General features: G+C 65.0%; 18 protein-coding genes. 14 read left to right on the top strand and 4 right to left on the bottom strand.

Annotated elements, in window-relative coordinates; all coding sequences use genetic code 11:
• The first annotated feature begins 4 nt into the window (after positions 1-4).
• The 10 genes from araD to BMI87_RS06205 all read left to right on the top strand — a co-directional run bounded on the left by araD (position 5) and on the right by BMI87_RS06205 (position 11,470).
• Positions 5-1,747: an L-arabinonate dehydratase gene (gene araD / locus BMI87_RS06245; protein ID WP_078520303.1), complete on the top strand. Its 1,743-nt coding sequence runs from the start codon at positions 5-7 to the stop codon at positions 1,745-1,747.
• Positions 1,747-2,658 carry a Gfo/Idh/MocA family protein gene (locus tag BMI87_RS06240; protein WP_078520302.1) on the top strand — a complete coding sequence of 304 codons (912 nt, stop codon included), beginning with the start codon at positions 1,747-1,749 and terminating at the stop codon, positions 2,656-2,658. Before araD ends, BMI87_RS06240 begins: the two co-directional genes overlap by 1 nt.
• Before the next feature lie 10 nt (positions 2,659-2,668).
• A complete protein-coding gene (locus BMI87_RS06235) occupies positions 2,669-4,186 on the top strand; it encodes an aldehyde dehydrogenase (NADP(+)) (protein ID WP_078520301.1) in 1,518 nt (505 codons plus the stop codon).
• A 24-nt stretch (positions 4,187-4,210) separates the two neighbouring features.
• The gene (locus BMI87_RS06230) at positions 4,211-5,059 is read left to right on the top strand and encodes an SMP-30/gluconolactonase/LRE family protein (RefSeq protein WP_146681521.1); all 849 of its coding nucleotides are present in this window, start codon (positions 4,211-4,213) and stop codon (positions 5,057-5,059) included.
• Between the two features lie 432 nt (positions 5,060-5,491).
• Positions 5,492-6,544 (top strand): phosphate ABC transporter substrate-binding protein PstS, encoded by a 1,053-nt coding sequence (pstS, locus tag BMI87_RS06225; RefSeq protein WP_078520299.1) that lies wholly within the window; start codon positions 5,492-5,494, stop codon positions 6,542-6,544.
• A 78-nt stretch (positions 6,545-6,622) separates the two neighbouring features.
• Positions 6,623-7,591, top strand: coding sequence for a phosphate ABC transporter permease subunit PstC (gene pstC / locus BMI87_RS22005; protein WP_146681520.1), 969 nt, complete (start codon positions 6,623-6,625; stop codon positions 7,589-7,591).
• 3 nt (positions 7,592-7,594) lie between these two features.
• A complete protein-coding gene (pstA, locus tag BMI87_RS22000) occupies positions 7,595-8,434 on the top strand; it encodes a phosphate ABC transporter permease PstA (protein WP_083079010.1) in 840 nt (279 codons plus the stop codon).
• Positions 8,435-8,463: 29 nt separating this feature from the next.
• Positions 8,464-9,243, top strand: coding sequence for a phosphate ABC transporter ATP-binding protein PstB (gene pstB / locus BMI87_RS06215; protein ID WP_078520583.1), 780 nt, complete (start codon positions 8,464-8,466; stop codon positions 9,241-9,243).
• A 69-nt stretch (positions 9,244-9,312) separates the two neighbouring features.
• Complete coding sequence (locus BMI87_RS06210; RefSeq protein ID WP_078520298.1) at positions 9,313-10,410, top strand: transglutaminase-like domain-containing protein; 1,098 nt, start codon at positions 9,313-9,315, stop codon at positions 10,408-10,410.
• Positions 10,411-10,495: 85 nt separating this feature from the next.
• Positions 10,496-11,470, top strand: coding sequence for a type I glyceraldehyde-3-phosphate dehydrogenase (locus BMI87_RS06205; protein ID WP_078520297.1), 975 nt, complete (start codon positions 10,496-10,498; stop codon positions 11,468-11,470).
• A 58-nt stretch (positions 11,471-11,528) separates the two neighbouring features.
• Here BMI87_RS06205 and BMI87_RS06200 read toward each other — a convergent pair whose 3' ends face one another.
• Together BMI87_RS06200 and BMI87_RS06195 are read right to left on the bottom strand one after the other, a co-directional pair.
• The gene (locus BMI87_RS06200; RefSeq protein WP_078520582.1) at positions 11,529-12,248 is read right to left on the bottom strand and encodes a Bax inhibitor-1/YccA family protein; all 720 of its coding nucleotides are present in this window, start codon (positions 12,246-12,248) and stop codon (positions 11,529-11,531) included.
• 134 nt (positions 12,249-12,382) lie between these two features.
• Positions 12,383-12,613 (bottom strand): DUF1127 domain-containing protein, encoded by a 231-nt coding sequence (locus BMI87_RS06195; protein WP_078520581.1) that lies wholly within the window; start codon positions 12,611-12,613, stop codon positions 12,383-12,385.
• A gap of 114 nt (positions 12,614-12,727) precedes the next feature.
• Between BMI87_RS06195 and BMI87_RS06190 the strand changes: the two genes are divergently transcribed.
• Entirely contained in the window at positions 12,728-13,576 is an 849-nt protein-coding gene (locus BMI87_RS06190; RefSeq protein ID WP_078520296.1) for a LysR family transcriptional regulator, read from the top strand.
• On the opposite strand, the gene BMI87_RS06185 is transcribed toward BMI87_RS06190, so the two are convergent.
• Positions 13,567-14,535 (bottom strand): NADPH:quinone oxidoreductase family protein, encoded by a 969-nt coding sequence (locus BMI87_RS06185; RefSeq protein WP_078520295.1) that lies wholly within the window; start codon positions 14,533-14,535, stop codon positions 13,567-13,569. The two genes, BMI87_RS06190 and BMI87_RS06185, sit on opposite strands and share 10 nt — an antisense overlap.
• 394 nt (positions 14,536-14,929) lie before the next feature.
• Between BMI87_RS06185 and BMI87_RS06180 the strand changes: the two genes are divergently transcribed.
• Together BMI87_RS06180 and BMI87_RS06175 are read left to right on the top strand one after the other, a co-directional pair.
• Positions 14,930-15,292 carry a helix-turn-helix domain-containing protein gene (locus BMI87_RS06180; RefSeq protein WP_078520294.1) on the top strand — a complete coding sequence of 121 codons (363 nt, stop codon included), beginning with the start codon at positions 14,930-14,932 and terminating at the stop codon, positions 15,290-15,292.
• A 146-nt stretch (positions 15,293-15,438) separates the two neighbouring features.
• A complete protein-coding gene (locus BMI87_RS06175; protein WP_078520293.1) occupies positions 15,439-16,257 on the top strand; it encodes an inositol monophosphatase family protein in 819 nt (272 codons plus the stop codon).
• A 68-nt stretch (positions 16,258-16,325) separates the two neighbouring features.
• Here BMI87_RS06175 and BMI87_RS06170 read toward each other — a convergent pair whose 3' ends face one another.
• Positions 16,326-17,309: a Hint domain-containing protein gene (locus BMI87_RS06170; protein ID WP_078520292.1), complete on the bottom strand. Its 984-nt coding sequence runs from the start codon at positions 17,307-17,309 to the stop codon at positions 16,326-16,328.
• Positions 17,310-17,521: 212 nt separating this feature from the next.
• On the opposite strand from BMI87_RS06170, the gene BMI87_RS06165 reads away from it, so the two are divergent.
• The gene (locus BMI87_RS06165; RefSeq protein WP_078520291.1) at positions 17,522-18,301 is read left to right on the top strand and encodes an SDR family oxidoreductase; all 780 of its coding nucleotides are present in this window, start codon (positions 17,522-17,524) and stop codon (positions 18,299-18,301) included.
• Positions 18,302-18,317: the final 16 nt, after the last annotated feature.

Genomic DNA, 18,317 nt, shown 5'->3' with positions numbered 1-18,317 from the left:
CGATATGGCTTTCACTCCCGCCCCTTGGCCCCGCAAACTGCGTTCGCAGGAATGGTATGGCGGCAATACGCGCGACACGATCTATCACCGCGGCTGGATGAAGAACCAAGGCTATCCGCATGACCTGTTCGACGGGCGCCCGATCATCGGCATCCTCAACACATGGTCCGATCTGACGCCCTGCAACGGCCACCTGCGCGAGCTGGCCGAGAAGGTGAAGGCGGGCATCTGGGAGGCCGGCGGCTTCCCGGTCGAAGTGCCGGTCTTCTCGGCCTCGGAGAACACGTTCCGCCCGACTGCGATGATGTTTCGCAACCTCGCAGCGCTCGCGATCGAAGAAACGATCCGCGGCCAGCCGATGGACGGTGCGGTGCTTCTGGTGGGCTGCGACAAGACCACGCCATCCCTGATGATGGCGGCGGCGAGCTGCGATATTCCGTCCATCGTCGTGACCGGCGGGCCGATGCTGAACGGCTATTTCCGCGGCGAGCGCGTGGGCTCCGGCACGCATCTGTGGAAATTCTCCGAAGCCGTGAAGGCGGGGGAGATGACGCAGGAGGAATTCCTCGAGGCCGAGGCCTCGATGTCTCGCTCTTCGGGCACCTGCAATACGATGGGGACGGCAAGCACGATGGCGAGCATGGCAGAGGCACTCGGCATGGCGCTTTCCGGCAACGCCGCGATCCCGGCAGTGGACAGTCGCCGCCGGGTGATGGCGCAGCTTTCGGGCCGGCGCATCGTGCAGATGGTGAAGGACGATCTGAAACCCTCCGACGTCATGACCAAGCAGGCTTTCGAGAACGCGATCCGCACCAATGGCGCGATTGGCGGCTCGACCAACGCGGTGGTGCATCTTCTGGCGCTGGCGGGGCGTGTGGGCGTGGATGTCACGCTCGATGACTGGGACCGTTGCGGGCGCGATGTGAAGACCATCGTCAACCTGATGCCGTCGGGCAAATACCTGATGGAAGAGTTCTTCTACGCGGGCGGCCTGCCGGTCGTGCTGAAGCGTCTGGGCGAGGCGGGGCAACTGCACAAGGATGCGCTGACCGTGTCGGGCGGGGCGATCTGGGACGAGGTCAAGGACGTCGTGAACTGGAACGAGGACGTGATCCTGCCCGCCGACAAGCCGCTGACCGATCAGGGCGGCATCGCGGTGGTGCGCGGCAATCTCGCGCCGAAAGGGGCGGTGCTCAAACCCTCTGCAGCGAGCCCGCATCTGCTGACCCACCGTGGGCGCGCCGTCGTCTTCGAGGATATCGACGACTACAAGGCGAAGATCAACGACGACGCGCTCGATATCGACGAGACCTGCGTGATGGTGCTGAAGAATTGCGGCCCTAAGGGTTATCCCGGCATGTCTGAGGTAGGCAATATGGGCCTGCCGCCGAAAGTGCTGAAGAAGGGCATCACCGATATGGTCCGCATCTCTGATGCGCGGATGTCGGGGACGGCCTATGGCACGGTCGTGCTGCACACCTCGCCCGAGGCGGCGGCCGGAGGGCCGCTCGCGGTCGTGCAAAACGGCGACATGATCTCGCTCGACGTTCCGAACCGGAGCCTGACGCTCGAAATCTCGGACGCGGAACTGGCCGAGCGCCTTGCGAAGTGGCAACCGAGCCATGAGCGGCCGGAAGGTGGCTATGCCTGGCTGCATCAGGCGCATGTGATGGGCGCGGATACCGGAGCCGATCTCGATTTCCTCGTCGGCTGCCGGGGCAACCCGGTCGGAAAGGACAGTCACTGATGAAACTCGCGCTCGTCGGCATCGGCAAGATCGCTCTGGATCAGCACGTGCCCGCAATCGCTGCCAGCCCCGATTGGGAACTGGCCGCGACGGTCTCGCGGCATGGCACGGTCGAGGGGGTGCCCGCCTATACGCAGATCGAGGAGATGCTCTCCGCTCATCCCGAGATCGAGGTGGTGAGCCTCTGCCTACCGCCCGTGCCGCGCTTTCTGGCTGCGCGCGCCGCGCTGGACGCCGGGCGGCATGTGATGCTCGAAAAGCCGCCCGGGGCGACCTTGGCCGAGGTGCATACGCTCGAGGCGATGGCTTCTGCGCGGGGCCTCACGCTGTTCGCCACGTGGCATTCTCGCATGGCGCATGCGGTGGCCGCGGCCAAGGCGTGGCTGTCCGATCGCAAGGTTCAGTCGGGCCGGATCACATGGCGCGAGGATGTGCGCAAATGGCACCCCGGACAGGACTGGGTGTTCGAGCCCGGTGGAATGGGCGTCTTCGATCCGGGCATCAATGCGCTTTCGATCCTAACCGAGATTCTACCCGCGCCGGTTCACCTGACCTCGGCGGAGCTGGAGTTTCCCGTCAACCGACAGGCCCCCATCGCCGCGCGGCTGAACTTTACCGGCGCGATCGAGGCGGATTTCGACTGGCGACAGGAAGGCCCCCAGACCTGGGATATCGAGCTGGAAACCGATGCCGGGTCGATGGCGTTGCGCCTTGGTGGCAACGTCCTTGAGATCGGCGGCGCGAAAGCCGAGGGTGTCGAGAGCATCATGGAAGAATACCCCGCACTCTATGCCCGCATGGCAGAGCTGGTGCGGCAGGGCGCATCCGACGTGGATCTCGCGCCGATGGTGCATGTCGCCGACGCGTTCCTGCTGGGCCGCCGCACCGCTGTTGAAGACTTCGAATTCTGAAGGATACCAAATGACCTATACCCCGCATGGCAAGCATCTGATCGCAGGCGATTGGGTAAAGACCGAGACGCGTTTCACGTCTGACCCGGCGCATGGGCCCTCGCACGAGTTCTGCATGGGCACGGTCGAGATGGTGAATGCCGCCTGCGAAGCGGCCGAGGATGCGTTCTGGGACTATGGCTATTCGAGCCGCGAAACCCGCGCCAAGTTCCTCGAGATGATTGCCGACGAGATCGAAGCGCGCGGTGAGGCGATTACCGAAATCGGCACGCAGGAAAGCGGTCTGCCCGAAGCGCGTCTGAATGGCGAGCGCGGGCGCACCACCGGCCAACTACGGATGTTTGCGGAGCATATTCGCAAGGGCGACTATCTGGATCGCCGCCACGACAAGGCGCTGCCCGATCGCCAGCCGCTGCCGCGCCCCGATCTGCGGATGATCCAACGTCCCATCGGCCCGGTCGCGGTCTTCGGTGCGTCGAATTTCCCGCTCGCGTTTTCGACGGCGGGCGGCGACACGGCCTCGGCGCTGGCGGCGGGCTGCCCGGTCGTGGTGAAGGGCCATCCGGCGCATCCCGGCACCGGCGAGATCGTGGCCGAAGCGATCAAGGCCGCCGTCGAGAACTGCGGAATGCCCAAGGGCGTGTTCAGCCTCGTCCAAGGCGGCTCGCATGATGTGGGGCAGGGGCTGGTGCAGCACCCGCTGATCAAGGCGGTCGGCTTCACCGGCAGCTTGGGCGGCGGCAAGGCGCTTTACGACCTTTGCGCGCAGCGTCCCGAGCCGATCCCCTTCTTCGGCGAACTGGGCTCGGTCAACCCGATGTTCATGCTGCCGGAAGCGATCGCGGCGCGCGGCGAGGATCTGGGCGTGGGCTGGGCGGCCTCGCTGATGATGGGGGCGGGCCAGTTCTGCACCAATCCCGGCATCGTGGTCGTTCGGGAAGGCACCGAGGGCGAGAGTTTCGTGACTGCGGCTCTCGCAGCGCTCGAGGCCGGTGGCTCGCAGGTCATGCTGACTGACGGCATCGCCGAAGCCTATACCAAGGGCGCCGCGCGGTTCGAGGAGGCCGGAGGCGTTCAGCAATTGCTCACTCAGGTTTGCGACCGGCGCGAGGCGAAGCCCTACCTGTTCCGCGTCTCCGCCGCCGATTGGCTGGAGAACGAAGTTCTCTCTGAGGAAGTCTTCGGCCCGCTCGGGCTGATCGTGACGGTCAAGGATGACGACGAGATGCTGAAGGTCGCACGCAGCTTCTCGGGGCAGTTGACCGCGACGCTGCATATGGATGACGGCGATGCGGCGCTGGCCGGACGGCTGCTGCCGGTGCTGGAGCGCAAGGCGGGCCGGGTGCTCGCCAACGGTTTCCCGACCGGCGTGGAGGTCTGCGACGCGATGGTCCATGGCGGGCCTTACCCGGCGTCCACGAATTTCGGCGCGACCAGCGTCGGCACGCTCGCGATCCGGCGTTTCCTGCGGCCCGTTTGTTTCCAGAACATTCCCGAGAACCTCTTGCCCGAAGACCTGCAGGGGTGAGAGGCTTCCGCAAATTGCGGGAGGATTCATATGAGCGTGTTTGACGACAGGGTTTGCGAGCTGGGGGAGGGGCCGTTCTGGCATCCCGAGCGCAGCCAGTTCTTCTGGTTCGATATCCTGAACCGCAAGCTGCTGACGCGCGATGCCAACGGCCCGCTCGAATGGCAGTTCGAGGGCATGGCCTCGGCGGCAGGCTGGGTGGATCGCGAGCGGATGATCCTCGCGACCGAGACCGGCCTGTCGCTGTTCCACATCGGCGAGGGCACGCTCGAGCCGCTCGTCGAAGTGGAGGCCGACGATCCCGGCACCCGCTCGAATGACGGGCGGGCGGATCGGCAGGGTGGCTTCTGGTTCGGCACGATGGGCAAAGAGGCCGAGCGCGGGCGCGGCACGATTTATCGCTATTACCGGGGCGAGCTGCGCCGTCTCGTCTCGGAGATTTCGATCCCCAACGCGATCTGCTTCACGCTCGACGGTCGCACGGCTTACTACGCCGATACGCCCAGCCATAAGGTCTGGTGCCAGCCGCTTGATGCGGATGGCTGGCCCGAGGGCGAGAGCCGGCTGTTTCTCGACCTCTCGTCCGAGGACCTCTATCCCGACGGCGCGGTGGTCGATGCAGAGGGTGGCTTCTGGTGCGCGCTTTGGAGTTCGGGGCGGGTGGCCCGTTTCGATGCGGAAGGCCGCATGACCCATCATCTCGATTTGCCGGGGAAGAACAGCACCTGTCCGGCCTTCGGTGGCGCGGATATGCGCGACGTGCTGGTCACGAGCGCGCTGGAGGGCATGACCGACCCCGATGCGGATCAGGGGCTGTCCTATCTGCTGCGCGCGCCCTTCGTCGGTGTGCCCGAGCCGCACGTAATCTTGTGAGCCCCGCCGCGAGTCAGATCGTGCGGCATCCGCTCGCCGCACGTCGATTCTGAGTCGCGAGGGCAGGGCAATCTGGCCTTCGCGACCGCTTCGTGACACCGAAACTGTCACAAAAATCGCCTGCGGACTGTCATTTTCTCGGCGAAATTTACGTAAGGGTCGGCTGAAAACATCCATGCCTCGCGGCGTCGCGATTTCGGCGTGATGGCCAGGCGCGTGTGAAAGCGTCTTGTTCCCTGCCATTTCAGGGGCTTTCGCACAGCGGGGGTCGTGAGCCAGAAGTCCCTAAAAACGCCCGATTATCACGCTCTGTCACGCAATCGCGACTGTTACATAGCTGTCAAAAAGCCCCGTCATGAGTGCACCCAGCGGACGGGACGAGTTTCGTTACCGCGTTCATAGCATCCGAATTCTGACAGCGAGGACTGTTCAATGTTCATCACCCGCCTCACCCTCACCGCCGCGATCGCCGGTGCGACGCTGGCTTCGGCCGCCGCGGTGCAGGCCGCCGACATCTCCGGCGCCGGCGCGACCTTCCCCTATCCGATCTACTCGGCTTGGGCGAAAACCTACAAAGAGAAGACGGGCACGGGCCTCAACTACCAAGCCATCGGCTCGGGCGGCGGCATCAAGCAGATCGAATCCCGCACCGTGACCTTCGGCGCCTCGGACAAGCCGCTGGGCGGCGACGAGCTGAAAGAGAACACGCTGGTTCAGTTCCCGACCGTCATGGGCGGCATCGTCCCGGTCGTGAACGTCGACGGCATCAAGCCGGGCGAGCTGGTTCTCGACGGCGAGACGCTGGCGAAAATCTACGAAGGCAAGATCACCCAGTGGAACGATCCGGCCATCGCCAAGCTCAACGAAGGCGTGAAGCTCCCCGACGCGGCGATCGCCGTCGTCCACCGTTCGGACGGTTCGGGCACCACCTTCAACTACACCTATTACCTCGCCTCGGTCGACGAGACCTGGAAGAACGACATCGGCGTCTCGACCGCTGTCGAATGGCCGGTGGGTCTTGGCGCCAAAGGTAACCAGGGCGTGGCTGCGAACGTCGATCAGACCAAGAACTCGATCGGCTATGTCGAATATGCCTACGCGCTGCAGAACAACATGACCTACACGGACATGATCAACAAAGCAGGCAAGAAAGTCGCGCCGAAGGCCGAAGCCTTTGCCGCAGCCGCCGCCAATGCCGACTGGTCGAGCCAGCCGGGCTTCGGCGTCATCCTCGCCAACCAGCCGGGCGACAAGACCTGGCCGATGACCGCGGCGACCTTCATCCTGATGCACAAGGACGCCAAGGACGGTGCAGCTTCGACCGAAGCGCTGAAGTTCTTCGACTGGGCCTATGCGAACGGTGGCGATGCGGCGGCCAAGCTGGACTACATCCCGATGCCCGAAAACGTCGTGGCTCAGATCAAGAAGGAATGGGGTCAGATCAAAGGCAAGGACGGCAAAGCTGTCTGGTCGATGAACCACTGATCCTTCCTGCCATAAACACCTTCGGGGGAGGGCTGCATCTGCGGCCCTCCCTTTCTGCGATTTTGAGTGGAGTGCGCGATGACGGCGACAAGCGATTACGACAGAGGCGTGAAGAGCACGCGCCCGGTGGCCCAGTCCGACCGGATATTCGGCTCTTTGACGCTGGCCGCCGCGGTGGTGGTGCTGCTGGTTCTTCTGGGCGTGTTCGCCTCGCTCGTCATGGGGGCGTGGCCGGCGTTTAAGGAATACGGGCTGCCCTTCCTGTGGACCGCGAAATGGAACCCGGTGACCGACAAGTTCGGCGCGCTGGCGCCGCTTTACGGCACGGTCGTCACCTCGATCATCGCGATGGTCATCGCGGTGCCGGTGGGGCTTGGCATCGCGATCTTCCTGACCGAGACCTGCCCGCGCGTGCTGCGTCGCCCGCTGGGGATCGCAATCGAGCTGCTCGCGGGCATTCCCTCGATCATCTACGGCATCTGGGGCCTCTTCGTCTTCGCGCCCTTCATGCAGAGCTATATCCAGCCCTTCCTGATCGACACGCTGGGCCATGTCCCGGTGATCGGCGGGCTTTTCGCGGACCCGCCCTACGGGATCGGGATGCTGACCGCGGGGCTTATCCTCGCGATGATGATCCTGCCCTTCATCGCCTCGCTCGCGCGCGACATTTTCCAGACGGTGCCGCCGATGCTGCGTGAAAGCGCATACGGCATGGGCATGACCCGCTGGGAGGTGAACCGCCATATCGTGATCCCGCATGTGCGCACCGCGCTGGTGGGCGGCATCATGCTGTCGCTTGGCCGCGCGCTGGGCGAGACGATGGCCGTGACCTTCGTGATCGGCAACGCGCATCGCATCTCGGGCTCGATCCTCGCGCCGGGCACCACGATCTCGGCTGCCATCGCCAACGAATTCACCGAGGCCACGACGCCGATCTACACCTCGTCGCTGATCGCGCTGGGCCTCGTTCTGTTCATTCTCACCTTCATCGTGCTCGCTGCTGCCCAGTGGATGCTCAAGCGCATGAAGCAAAAGTCGGGAGCGTAAGACATGGCTTCGATGACCCGCAGAAAGACCGTCAACGCGGTGATGATGACGCTGTCCACGGGGGCGGCGGCGCTCGGCCTCTTCGTGCTGGCCGTGATCCTGCTCTACCTGCTCTACAAGGGGGCGAGCGCGCTGAACCTTTCCGTCTTCACCCAAGACACGCCCTCGCCGATGGAGCCGGGGGGCTTGCGCAACGCGATCCTCGGCTCGGTAATCATGTCGGCGATCGCGGTGGCGATCGGGACGCCGATCGGTATCCTTGCCGGGACCTACATGGCCGAATACGGGCGCTATGCGAAGCTGTCCAAGGTGATCCGCTTCGTGAACGACATCCTGCTGTCGGCGCCCTCGATCATCGTGGGTCTCTTCGTCTATCAGGTGCTCGTCGTCAGCCTCGGGCATTTCTCGGCGCTGGCGGGCTCGGTCGCACTGGCGATCCTCGTGATCCCGATCGTCGTGCGCACCACCGAGGACATGCTGCGCCTCGTGCCCGACCAGCTGCGCGAGGCGGGGCTTGCGATGGGCTGGCCGCGCTGGATCGTGATCCGCACGGTCGCCTACAAGGCGGCGATGGCGGGGATCGTGACCGGCGTGCTGCTGGCCATCGCCCGGATTTCGGGCGAGACCGCGCCGCTTCTTTTCACGGCGCTGTCCAACAACTTTTTCAGCCTCGATCTGACACAACCGATGGCCTCGCTGCCGATCACCATCTTCCAATTCGCGCTTTCGCCCTATGACAACTGGCAGGCCCTTGCCTGGGCTGGCGCGCTTCTCATCACCGTCGCGGTGCTGGCGCTGTCGATTGTCGCCCGCCTCGTCACCTCCAAGAAGGAGAAACACTGATGGATACCCTCACTCGCGAACGCTCTCCGATGACCTTCGACGGGGTCGATCCCGCGCCGAAACCGCGCATCTCGATCAAGAATCTCGATTTCTATTATGGCGATTTCAAAGCCCTGAAATCGATCAATCTCGACCTGCCCGAGAACCGTGTGACCGCCTTCATCGGCCCGTCGGGCTGCGGCAAGTCCACGCTCTTGCGCGTGCTCAATCGGATGTATGACCTTTATCCGAAGCAGACCGCGACGGGGGAGGTGCTGCTCGATGGCGAGAATATCCTTGGCAAGAAGGTCGATCTGAACCGGCTGCGCGCGAAGGTGGGCATGGTGTTCCAGAAACCCACGCCCTTCCCGATGACGATCCACGAGAATATCGCCTTCGGCCTACGCCTCGCGAATTACGCGAAATCCGAGATCGACGATCGGGTGCAGGCGGCGCTGAAGGGCGCGGCCCTTTGGGACGAGGTGAAGGACAAGCTGCAAAGCTCGGGCCAGTCTCTCTCGGGCGGTCAGCAGCAGCGTCTGTGCGTCGCGCGCACCATCGCAGTGGAGCCGGAGGTGATCCTGCTCGACGAACCCGCCTCGGCGCTCGATCCGATCTCGACCGGCAAGCTGGAAGAAACGATCCATCAGCTCAAGGAGCAGTTCACCATCGCCATCGTCACCCACAACATGCAGCAGGCGAGCCGCGTCTCCGACCGCACTGCCTTCATGTATCTGGGCGAGCTGATCGAAGAGGGCGAGACCGCGCAGATCTTCACCCGCCCGCGGGTGGAGCGCACCTCGGACTATATCACCGGGCGGTTCGGCTGACCGAACTGCTGCCTTGTTCTTGCAGGGACGTGGGCGTAGAACGCGCCCAGTAATCAGCGGAGTGGTGACATGGCTTTGAACAGACGGCGTCTTCTGCAACTCGGTGCGGCTTCGATGGCGCTGGCGGCCAGCCCGCGCGGTGCGATGGCCGCGTTCGATCCCAAGCCCACGGGCTGGCGCAGCTTCGAGCTGGTCACCAAGGTCAGCCTGCCCGGCGGTGGCGAGACGGCGCAGCTTTGGGTGCCGGTGCCCTCCGTGCATGGCGACGGCTGGATGAAGCCCGGCGCGGTGAACTGGGAAAGCGATGCGGACGAGGTGCAGATCGTGAATGCATCCGACACCGGCACGCCGATGGTGCATGCGGTCTGGGGCGCCTCCGACGGCCCGCGTACGCTGACCCTGACGACGCAGGCCCAGACGCAGGACTTCGTGGTCGATCTGAGTAAACCGGGCGACGTGGAACCGCTGGACGAGGTCGAGCGCGCGCGTTTCACCGCCGCGACCAAGCTGTTGCCGACCGACGGGATCGTGAAGCAGACCGCCGACTCGATCACCCGCGGGAAGACTGGCGATCTGGAGAAAGCTCGCGCGATCTACGAATGGATCGTCGAGAACACCGTGCGCAATCCGAAGACGCCGGGCTGCGGGTTGGGCGATATCGCCTTCATGCTGACGTCGGGCGACCTGTCGGGCAAGTGCGCCGATCTCAACGCGCTCTTCGTCGGGCTGTCACGGGCTGCCGGTCTGCCCGCACGTGATGTCTATGGCATCCGCGTCGCGCCCTCGCGCTTCGGCTACAAGAGCCTCGGTCTGAAATCCGACGACGCCACCGGCGCGCAGCATTGCCGCTCGGAAGTCTGGCTGAGCGGCTTCGGCTGGGTGCCTGCCGACGCCGCCGATGTGCGCAAGGTGATGCTGCAGGAAGGCGAGGGGCATCTGGGCCTCAAAGACCCCAAGGTGGTCGATGTGCGCGCGAAGCTCTTCGGCGCATGGGAAGGCAACTGGATCGGCTATAACTACGCGCATGACGTGGATCTGCCGGGATCGGACGGGCCCGAGCTGCCCTATCTGATGTATCCGCAGGCCGAGATCGACGGCAAACGCCGCGACTATCTCGACGCCAAGGACTTCACCTATCAGATCACCGCGCGCGAATTGTCCGCCTGAGGCGGTCTTTGCCCGTATCGGTGACAATCGCGCGCTTTCCCTTGGCGCCCTGCGGCGCTAAGGGCGTTTGCAGGAGGTGCGCCAGATGCGTGTTTTCATAAACGGGTTCGGACGGATCGGTCGCTCGGTGCTGCGCGCCTGGGCGGAGGCGCCTGCGCGCTGGCCGGGGCTGGAGATCGTCGGCGTCAACGATATCGAAGCGCCCGAGATGCTGGCTTACCTGTTCGAATATGACAGCGTCTTTGGCCCGTGGCGCGGCACGGTCGCGCTGGAAGAGGGGGCGCTGGTGATCAACGGCACCCGGATCGGGCTGCACCGGGCGGATGATATCTCCACGCTCGATCTGTCGGATGTCGATCTGGTGATGGAATGCACCGGCCGCGCCGACAGCCCGCAGATCGCGGGGCAGGGGATCGCGGGCGGGGCGTCTCGCGTGCTGATCTCGGGACCTGCGAAAGCCGCCGAGATCACCGTGGTTCTGGGCGCGAATGACGCGGCGCTGAACGGGCAGAAGATCGTCTCCAACGCCAGCTGCACGACGAATGCGCTGGCGCCGCTTGCACGGCTGATCGATGCGGAATTCGGGATCGTCACCGGCTCGATGACGACGGTGCATTGCTATACCGGCTCGCAGCCCACGGTCGACAAGCCGCGCGGCCCGATGGAGCGCTCGCGCGCGGCGGCGCTGTCGATGGTGCCGACGACGACCTCTGCGGGCAAGCTGATGGAAGAGGTGCTGCCCGATCTCGCCGGTCGCCTGATCGCGCAGGCGGTGCGCGTGCCCACGGCGTCGGTCTCAGCGGTCGATCTGGCGGTGACGGTGAAAAACCCCGCCACGGTCGAACAGGTCAACGCGGTGCTGCAAGGCGCGGGTGGCGTGATCGGCACGACCGGGAAGCCCCTCGTCTCCACCGACCTGCGTGCGCGCCCCGAGAGCATCGTCATGGCGCTGCCCGAGACGCACGCGACCCAGCACGGGCTGATCCGGGTCTTCGGCTGGTATGACAACGAATGGGGCTTCTCCAACCGCATGCTGGATATGGCGCTGCGGATGGGCTGACATGAAAAAGCCCCGCCGGAGGGGCGGGGCTTTCGATTTCTTGGGCTTGGGCTGCCGATTACTGGCGGTTGCCCATGAATTGCAGCAGGAACATGAACAGGTTCAGGAAGTCCAGGTAGAGCTGCAGCGCGCCGATGATGGCGGCTTTGCCCATGAACTCCGAGTCGCTGGCCGCAAGCTGCAGGTAGGTGTTCTTGATGTTCTGCGTGTCGTAAGCCGTGAGGCCCGCGAAGATCAGAACGCCGATCACCGAGATCGCGAAGGCCATCGCCGAGGAGGCGAGGAAGATGTTCACGATCGAAGCGACGATCAGGCCGATCAGACCCATCATCAGGAACGAGCCCATCGCGCTCAGGTTACGCTTCGTGGTGTAGCCGTAGAGCGAAAGACCCGCGAAGGAGATCGCCGTCACCAAGAAGGTCTGCGCGATCGAGATGCCGGTATAGGCGGCGAAGATGAAGCTGATCGACAGCCCCATAAGCGCGGCATAGACGAAGAACACGATCTGCGCCGTGCTGGTCGACATCTTGTTGATCATCGCACCGAAGGCGAAGACGATCGCCAGCGGAGCCAGCATCACAACCCATTTGAGGCCCGAGCCGAAGATCGCGGCAACGAGCGCCGGGTTCGTACCCACACCAAACGCCACGGCCCCGGTCACCAGCATCGCCAGCGACATAAGCCCGTAGACCTTGTTCATATGTGCGCGAAGACCCTCGTCAATCGCAGCCTGACGCGTGCCCGCCTGGGGGGTCCGCATCGTTTCGAAATCAGCCATCAGCACCTCCAACTATATCTCCCGGTCGTCCCTCGGACCGGTTTCGGTATCGATATTGGCAGAGCAGCCCCGAAATTCAAGATTTGGGGCCGCTCGAAAATGCCTCGTTTCACACTGTTTTCACGTCTTTTGTCTCAGCGGCCCGCGCGCCAGTGATCGGGGGCGTCCCAAATCCGGCGCCGTGCCTCGAATGCGGCCTCGGTCTTGCTCAGCCCGAGGTCGTCGAGAAGCCTTGAATCAAGGCGCTCGAGTGCCCGGCGCGACCGGTGATAGGCGGCCATGCGTGCGAGGGTCGCAAAGAAGCCGCGCCGGGCGGGACGGGCAGGGGCGCAGCAGGCGGCGTTGCGCCGGGTCAGGAAGGTCATCATCTCATCCTCCGTGGCTGATCGTTTCTGCCGAGAAGGATGGCGCAAGTTTATTGATGATGAAAACGAATGATTGTGCTAATAAGCATCACGAAACGTGATGGATAGTCCGACATGGCACAAAACCTCGATATTGCAGCGCTGCGGGCGCTGCTGACTGTCTCCGAGACCGGGTCGGTGACGCAGGCGGCGCGACTTCTGAACCTGACGCAATCGGCGGTGTCGATGCAGATCCGCCGCTTGGAGGAGGCGCTCGACAAGGTTCTCTTCGATCGGGCGAACCGCAAGATGGCGCTGACCCGTGCGGGGCGCTCGCTTCTGGACCACGCCCGCCGGATCTGTGCCGAGAACGATGCGGCGCTGGCGCGGCTGCGCGCGACAGATGCCGAGGTGACCGTGCGGTTCGGTCTGCCCTATGATCTGGTCAGCCCGCAAATGCCGGGCCTGCTGCGCGCGATGGCCGAGCAATGGCCGATGGTGCGCCTGCAGCTTGTCTCGCGCCGCTCGTCGGTGCTGCGCCGGATGTTCGATGCGGGGGAGCTGGATATTATCCTGACCACCGAAGACAAGCCCGGACACGAGGCCGAGGTGCTGGCTTCCGATGATCTGGTCTGGATCGGCGCGCAGCTCGGGCGGGCCTTTTGCGAGCGCCCGCTGATGCTGTCGATCGAGGAAAGCTGCGCCTTCTATGACGCGGCACTGGAGGCGCTTGAATCGGTCGGGATCGAGGCGAAATCCGCTTTCGAGGGACAATCGGACGAAATGGCAAGCGCAACGGTGGCGGCCGATATGGGCGTCGCGGTGCGTCTGTCGCGATATATCCCGCTGGGATGCGTGGCCTTGGGGCCCGAGAGCGGCCTGCCGGCGATCGGCCGCTCTCGCATCTGCTTCTATGACACGGGACGATTGACCGGCGACCCGGTCGATGCGTTTCGCGCCATGCTCCGGGAGGCTTATGCCTGAGCGCCGATCTCGATGACCAGCTTGCCGGTGGAGCGGCGCGCGCGCAGATCCTCCAGCGCGTCGGGGATCTGCTCCATCGGATAGGTCGCGCCGATATGCGGGGTGAGCCCGCCCTGAGCGAACCAGTCGAACAGCCGCGCCATCGAACCGGTCAGCACCTGCGGATCGAGCTTGAGATAGCCGCCCCAGTAAAGCCCGTGGATCGCGATATTCTTCACCAGCGCGTGGTTCAGCGGCAGTTTCGGCTGGCTGCCGCTGGCGAACCCGATCACGAGGTAACGCCCGCCGGGCTTCAGCGCGCGGAACGCCGCTTCGCCCGCCGGGCCGCCGATCGCGTCATAGACCACGTCGCAGCCGCCAAGTGCCTTGATGGCCCCCTTGAGGTCGTCGCTCTCGCTGTCGAGCGTCTCATCGGCTCCGGCGTCCCGCGCGATTTGCTGTTTCGCCTCGCCGCGCGCGCAGGCGATCACCCGCGCGCCCATCTTCTTGCCGATCTCGACCGCGGTGAGGCCGACACCACCAGCCGCGCCCAGAACCACCAGCGTCTCGCCCTCGGCAAGCGCTGCGCGCGTCTCCAGCGCCACATGGCTAGTGCCATAGGCGATCTGGAAGGCCGCCGCTTGCGCGTAGCTCATCGCGTCCGGCATTGGGGTGCAGCGGCTTTCCGGGAAATTGCCCGCCTCCGCCAGCCCGCCTTGGCCCGCAAAGACCGCAACGCGCGTGCCCGGGGCGAGGGTGCAGCCCTCGCCTGCCGCGATGACCTCTCCCGCGAGCTCCATCCCGAGCGTGAAGGGCGGGGTGGGGGTGTCTTGGTATTTCCCCTCGATCATCAGCAGGTCGGCGAAGTTCAGGCCGCAGGCCCGGATGGCCACCTGCACCTCGCCCGGCCCCGGCGCGGGCAGGGGGATTTCGGTCAGCTCGGGGCGTTGCCCGGGGGCGGTCTGAACATAGGCGCGCATCGAATGCTCCGGCAGGTTGTGTCTCGAGGCGGGTCGGCCAAGCGGGCGGACCCTTCGGCGTCCGTGATAAACCGCGCGAGAGATCAGGACCAGCCCGCACATTTGGCGCCGGAAGCGACCCCGCGGCAGGTCCGATCCGCGGGTTGACGCGCGAATCAATCCCTCGTGAAAGACCGGTTAGCGCCACCATCTTCCCCTACGGCACCTGAGTCGCTGATTTGCAAATCGCAAAACACGCGGAAGGCGAATAGCGGGCGACCTATCCTTTAGGTTAGGTGTGCTGCGGAAAGCCGCAAATTCCCTGTCTTTTTAGACAGGTTTGCGATTTTACCCGCGCAGGCCACACTCAGCGCACGGTAGTTTGCGGGTGAAATTGGCTTAAAGGGGAAAGAGTATGAAGCATCCGGTTGATGTCCACGTGGGCAAGCGGATCCGGCACCGGCGCTGGATGATTGGGAGGACCCAACAACAGCTTGCGGACAAAGTTGGGATCAAATTCCAGCAGATTCAGAAATACGAAACCGGGATGAATCGCGTCTCGGCGTCGCGTCTCTGGGATATCGCGGATGCGCTCGAGGTTCCAATTTCGTTCTTCTTCGAGGGGCTCGCGGATGACAGCGGGATGCAACCGGAAGTGGCGGGGGATATTCTGTCCGACAAGGAGGCGCTCGCGCTCGTGCGGTCCTACTACGCGATCCCGGAGGCACAGCGCCGCCGGCTGTTCGAATTGGCGAAGGTTCTGTCCGACGCCGCCTGAGCGCGGCGCGGACGAGTTTAGGCGCAACTGGCGACCGAATGTGGGGCGGTCGGCAGCTTGACCCGGAGAAGGGGGGCGGTTACCGCTCCCCTTATCTCATTTCTGGGGGTCGGTTGCGGTGACGGCACGGCCCGGGGAGGACACCGATGCTTGATCTCGATACCGACACCCGTGCGGCGCTCGCCGCGCTGGCCAATGACCTTGCCGATTGCGCCCGTCGCGAGACCCTGGCGCAGTTCCGGCCCGTGGGCGGGATCGGTGCGGATAACAAGCTTGAAGGCGGTTTCGATCCGGTGACCGAGGCCGACCGCTCCGCCGAGGCCGCGATGCGCGCCCTGATCGCGGAGCGCCGCCCGCAAGATGGCATCTACGGTGAAGAATATGGCGTGACCCGTGGCGAGAGCGGCCTGACCTGGGTGCTCGACCCGATCGACGGCACGCGCGGCTACCTGTCGGGCACGCCGACATGGGGCGTGTTGATTGCCCTTTGCGCCGAGGAACCGGATGGCCCCGGCGCGCCGATGATGGGCGTGATCGACCAGCCCTATATCGGAGAGCGCTTCACCGGCGGTTTCGGGCGCGCGACACTCGAGGGGCCACATGGCGGGCGCGAGCTTGGCGTGCGCTCCGGGCGTGGGCTCGACAGCGCGACGCTTTTCACCACCTTCCCCGAAGTCGGCACGCCTGACGAAGGCGCGGCCTTCGCGCGGCTGTCGCAGCAGGTGCGGCTGACGCGCTACGGGATGGATTGCTACGCCTATGCGCTGCTCGCTGCGGGGCAGATCGATCTGGTGGTCGAGGCGGGGCTGCAGCCCTATGACGTCGCGGCCCCGATCGCCGTGATCGAGGCGGCAGGTGGCCTTGTGACCAACTGGCAGGGCGGTCCGGCCCATCGCGGCGGGCAGGTGCTTGCTGCGGCATCGCCCGAGATCCACGCAGCCGCGCTCGACGTGCTGAACGGCTAACGTCTTCCTCTTGGCAAAAATATCCCGGGGGGCTTGCGCAGCAAGCGGGGGCAGAGCCCCCTCTCCCCTCAGTCCTTACGCTTGCGGAACAGCTTCTCGCGCCCGATCCGGTCCAGCAGTTCGCGCGTGGCTTCCGTGCCGAAATGCTGGCGATGGGCGAGGTCGGGCAGGCGGTTCGAGATCTCGCGACCCAGTTCCTCTGGAAGCAGCGAAAGCGTCGCCTCCGAGACCATCAGGCTCTCGACCGGGATGCCCTCGGCATAGATGATTTCGTGCCGGTCGAAGACCAGCGCGTAGTAATCGACGAAACCGCCCTCGCGCTGCCAGACATTCTCGCCATCGACGAGGTGCTTGGCCTGCACGAGGATTTCCGACGTGTCGCCCAGCTTGTGCACACCGCGGCGATAGAGGAACACGCGGTGATGGGGCGAGATCACCAGATCGCCCTCATTGCCCAGCACGCCCGCCGAAATGACGACCGGCGCGAAAGACCCCAGTGCGCGCATCGTCGCCTTCGCCACCAGCTTCACCGGCTGCGGGCCATTGTCGCGGGTCAGCACGCGCGCGCCCGGAGTGAGTTGCTCGATCGGCATCTGCGCGCCACCTGCCAGCGTGATCATCGTCCCGGTGGTGAAGGCCACGCAGACGAGGTCCGACAGCAGCGCCTCGCCGGGATCTTCGCTGGCTTCCAGCAGCGTGTAATCGAAGCGCGCCGCCATCGGTGAAAGCGGCAGAGCATAAAGCGCGCCCGTCGCGTCGTGGCGGATCATCAGGATATCGACCGTGTCGCCCTCGGGCGTGATCAGCAGGTGCCGCGCGATCAGCGCGAGCGCATCGCCTGGCGCGCCGATCTCGGAGCCTGTCGCCACGATGGGCGCGGCGCCTTGCTGGGCCAGCACGAGGCGGCGCGGTTTGGCGGCGCGATGAAGCTGATAGATGTCGCCGGGTTCGCAGTCTTCGGCAGGACCGAGCGCGTCGCCATGATTGGCCCCGGAAGTGACCCAGATATCCTCGGCCTCGAAGACGTGAACGATCTGGCTCGGGTTGGACACGCGCTCTACCTCGCCCTGCCGGGCCGTCTGAAACTGATGGATCGCATCGGCTTACCGCGTGCTGCTCCCGATGGTCAAGCGGCGACAGCGCGCTTGTCCTCCCCCGCGCGCAAGCTACTGTCCGATGCGAAGCTGGCAGGGCGGCGCGCGGCGTTTCGCGCGCGGGGCCCTGCCGGAGCACGCCGGAGAATGACAGCAAAGGAGAGGGTGCGATGGATCTTGGGATCAAGGGCCGCAAGGCGATCGTATGTGCGGGGTCGAAAGGGCTTGGACGGGGCTGCGCGATGGCGCTGGCGCAGGCGGGCGTCGAGATCGTGCTGAACGCGCGCGGCGCCGATGCGCTGGCCGCGACCGCGAACGAGATCATGGCTGCGACCGGGGTGACCGTGACGCCCGTTGCCGCCGACATCACCACGCCCGAGGGGCGTGCGGCGGTGCTGAGCGCGGCGGGCGAGGTCGATATTCTGGTGACCAATGCGGGCGGCCCGCCTCCGGGCAATTGGCGCGACTGGTCGCGTGACGATTTCATCGCGGCGCTCGACGCGAACATGCTCGCCCCGATCGCGATGATGCAGGCGGTTCTGCCTGCCATGATCGAGCAGCGCTGGGGGCGGGTGGTCAACATCACCTCGCAATCCGTGCGCGCGCCGATTGCGCAGCTCGGCCTGTCGAACTCTGCGCGCTCGGGCCTGACCGGCTTCGTCGCTGGCACCTCGCGGCAGGTCGCCGAATATGGCGTGAACATCAACAACCTGCTGCCGGGTCTGCACGCGACCGACCGCGCGGTGTCGCTCGATACGGCGGCGGCGAAGACGAAGGGCATCTCGGTCGAGGAGGCGAAAGCGCAGCGCGAAGCGACGATCCCGGTGCGCCGCTACGGCACGCCCGAGGAGTTCGGCGCGACCTGTGCCTTCATGTGTTCGGCTCATGCGGGTTTCATGGTCGGGCAGAACGTGATGCTCGATGGCGGGCTGAACAACATCTCGATCTAAGCCGGTCTGGCGGACC

It is taken from the genome of Thioclava sp. F28-4 (assembly GCF_002020045.1).
Taxonomy (GTDB): Bacteria; Pseudomonadota; Alphaproteobacteria; order Rhodobacterales; family Rhodobacteraceae; genus Thioclava; species Thioclava sediminum.
This window is presented reverse-complemented; position numbering and strand designations above follow the sequence as displayed.

Coding starts and splice junctions, on each gene's coding strand:
- pstS (WP_078520299.1), top strand. CDS start 5,492: ATGTTCATCACCCGCCTCACCCTCACCGCCGCGATCGCCGGTGCGACG.
- BMI87_RS06195 (WP_078520581.1), bottom strand. CDS start 12,613: ATGACCTTCCTGACCCGGCGCAACGCCGCCTGCTGCGCCCCTGCCCGT.
- BMI87_RS06190 (WP_078520296.1), top strand. CDS start 12,728: ATGGCACAAAACCTCGATATTGCAGCGCTGCGGGCGCTGCTGACTGTC.
- BMI87_RS06210 (WP_078520298.1), top strand. CDS start 9,313: ATGGCTTTGAACAGACGGCGTCTTCTGCAACTCGGTGCGGCTTCGATG.
- BMI87_RS06185 (WP_078520295.1), bottom strand. CDS start 14,535: ATGCGCGCCTATGTTCAGACCGCCCCCGGGCAACGCCCCGAGCTGACC.
- BMI87_RS06240 (WP_078520302.1), top strand. CDS start 1,747: ATGAAACTCGCGCTCGTCGGCATCGGCAAGATCGCTCTGGATCAGCAC.
- BMI87_RS06165 (WP_078520291.1), top strand. CDS start 17,522: ATGGATCTTGGGATCAAGGGCCGCAAGGCGATCGTATGTGCGGGGTCG.
- pstB (WP_078520583.1), top strand. CDS start 8,464: ATGACCTTCGACGGGGTCGATCCCGCGCCGAAACCGCGCATCTCGATC.
- pstC (WP_146681520.1), top strand. CDS start 6,623: ATGACGGCGACAAGCGATTACGACAGAGGCGTGAAGAGCACGCGCCCG.
- BMI87_RS06180 (WP_078520294.1), top strand. CDS start 14,930: ATGAAGCATCCGGTTGATGTCCACGTGGGCAAGCGGATCCGGCACCGG.
- pstA (WP_083079010.1), top strand. CDS start 7,595: ATGGCTTCGATGACCCGCAGAAAGACCGTCAACGCGGTGATGATGACG.
- BMI87_RS06200 (WP_078520582.1), bottom strand. CDS start 12,248: ATGGCTGATTTCGAAACGATGCGGACCCCCCAGGCGGGCACGCGTCAG.
- araD (WP_078520303.1), top strand. CDS start 5: ATGGCTTTCACTCCCGCCCCTTGGCCCCGCAAACTGCGTTCGCAGGAA.
- BMI87_RS06175 (WP_078520293.1), top strand. CDS start 15,439: ATGCTTGATCTCGATACCGACACCCGTGCGGCGCTCGCCGCGCTGGCC.
- BMI87_RS06235 (WP_078520301.1), top strand. CDS start 2,669: ATGACCTATACCCCGCATGGCAAGCATCTGATCGCAGGCGATTGGGTA.
- BMI87_RS06205 (WP_078520297.1), top strand. CDS start 10,496: ATGCGTGTTTTCATAAACGGGTTCGGACGGATCGGTCGCTCGGTGCTG.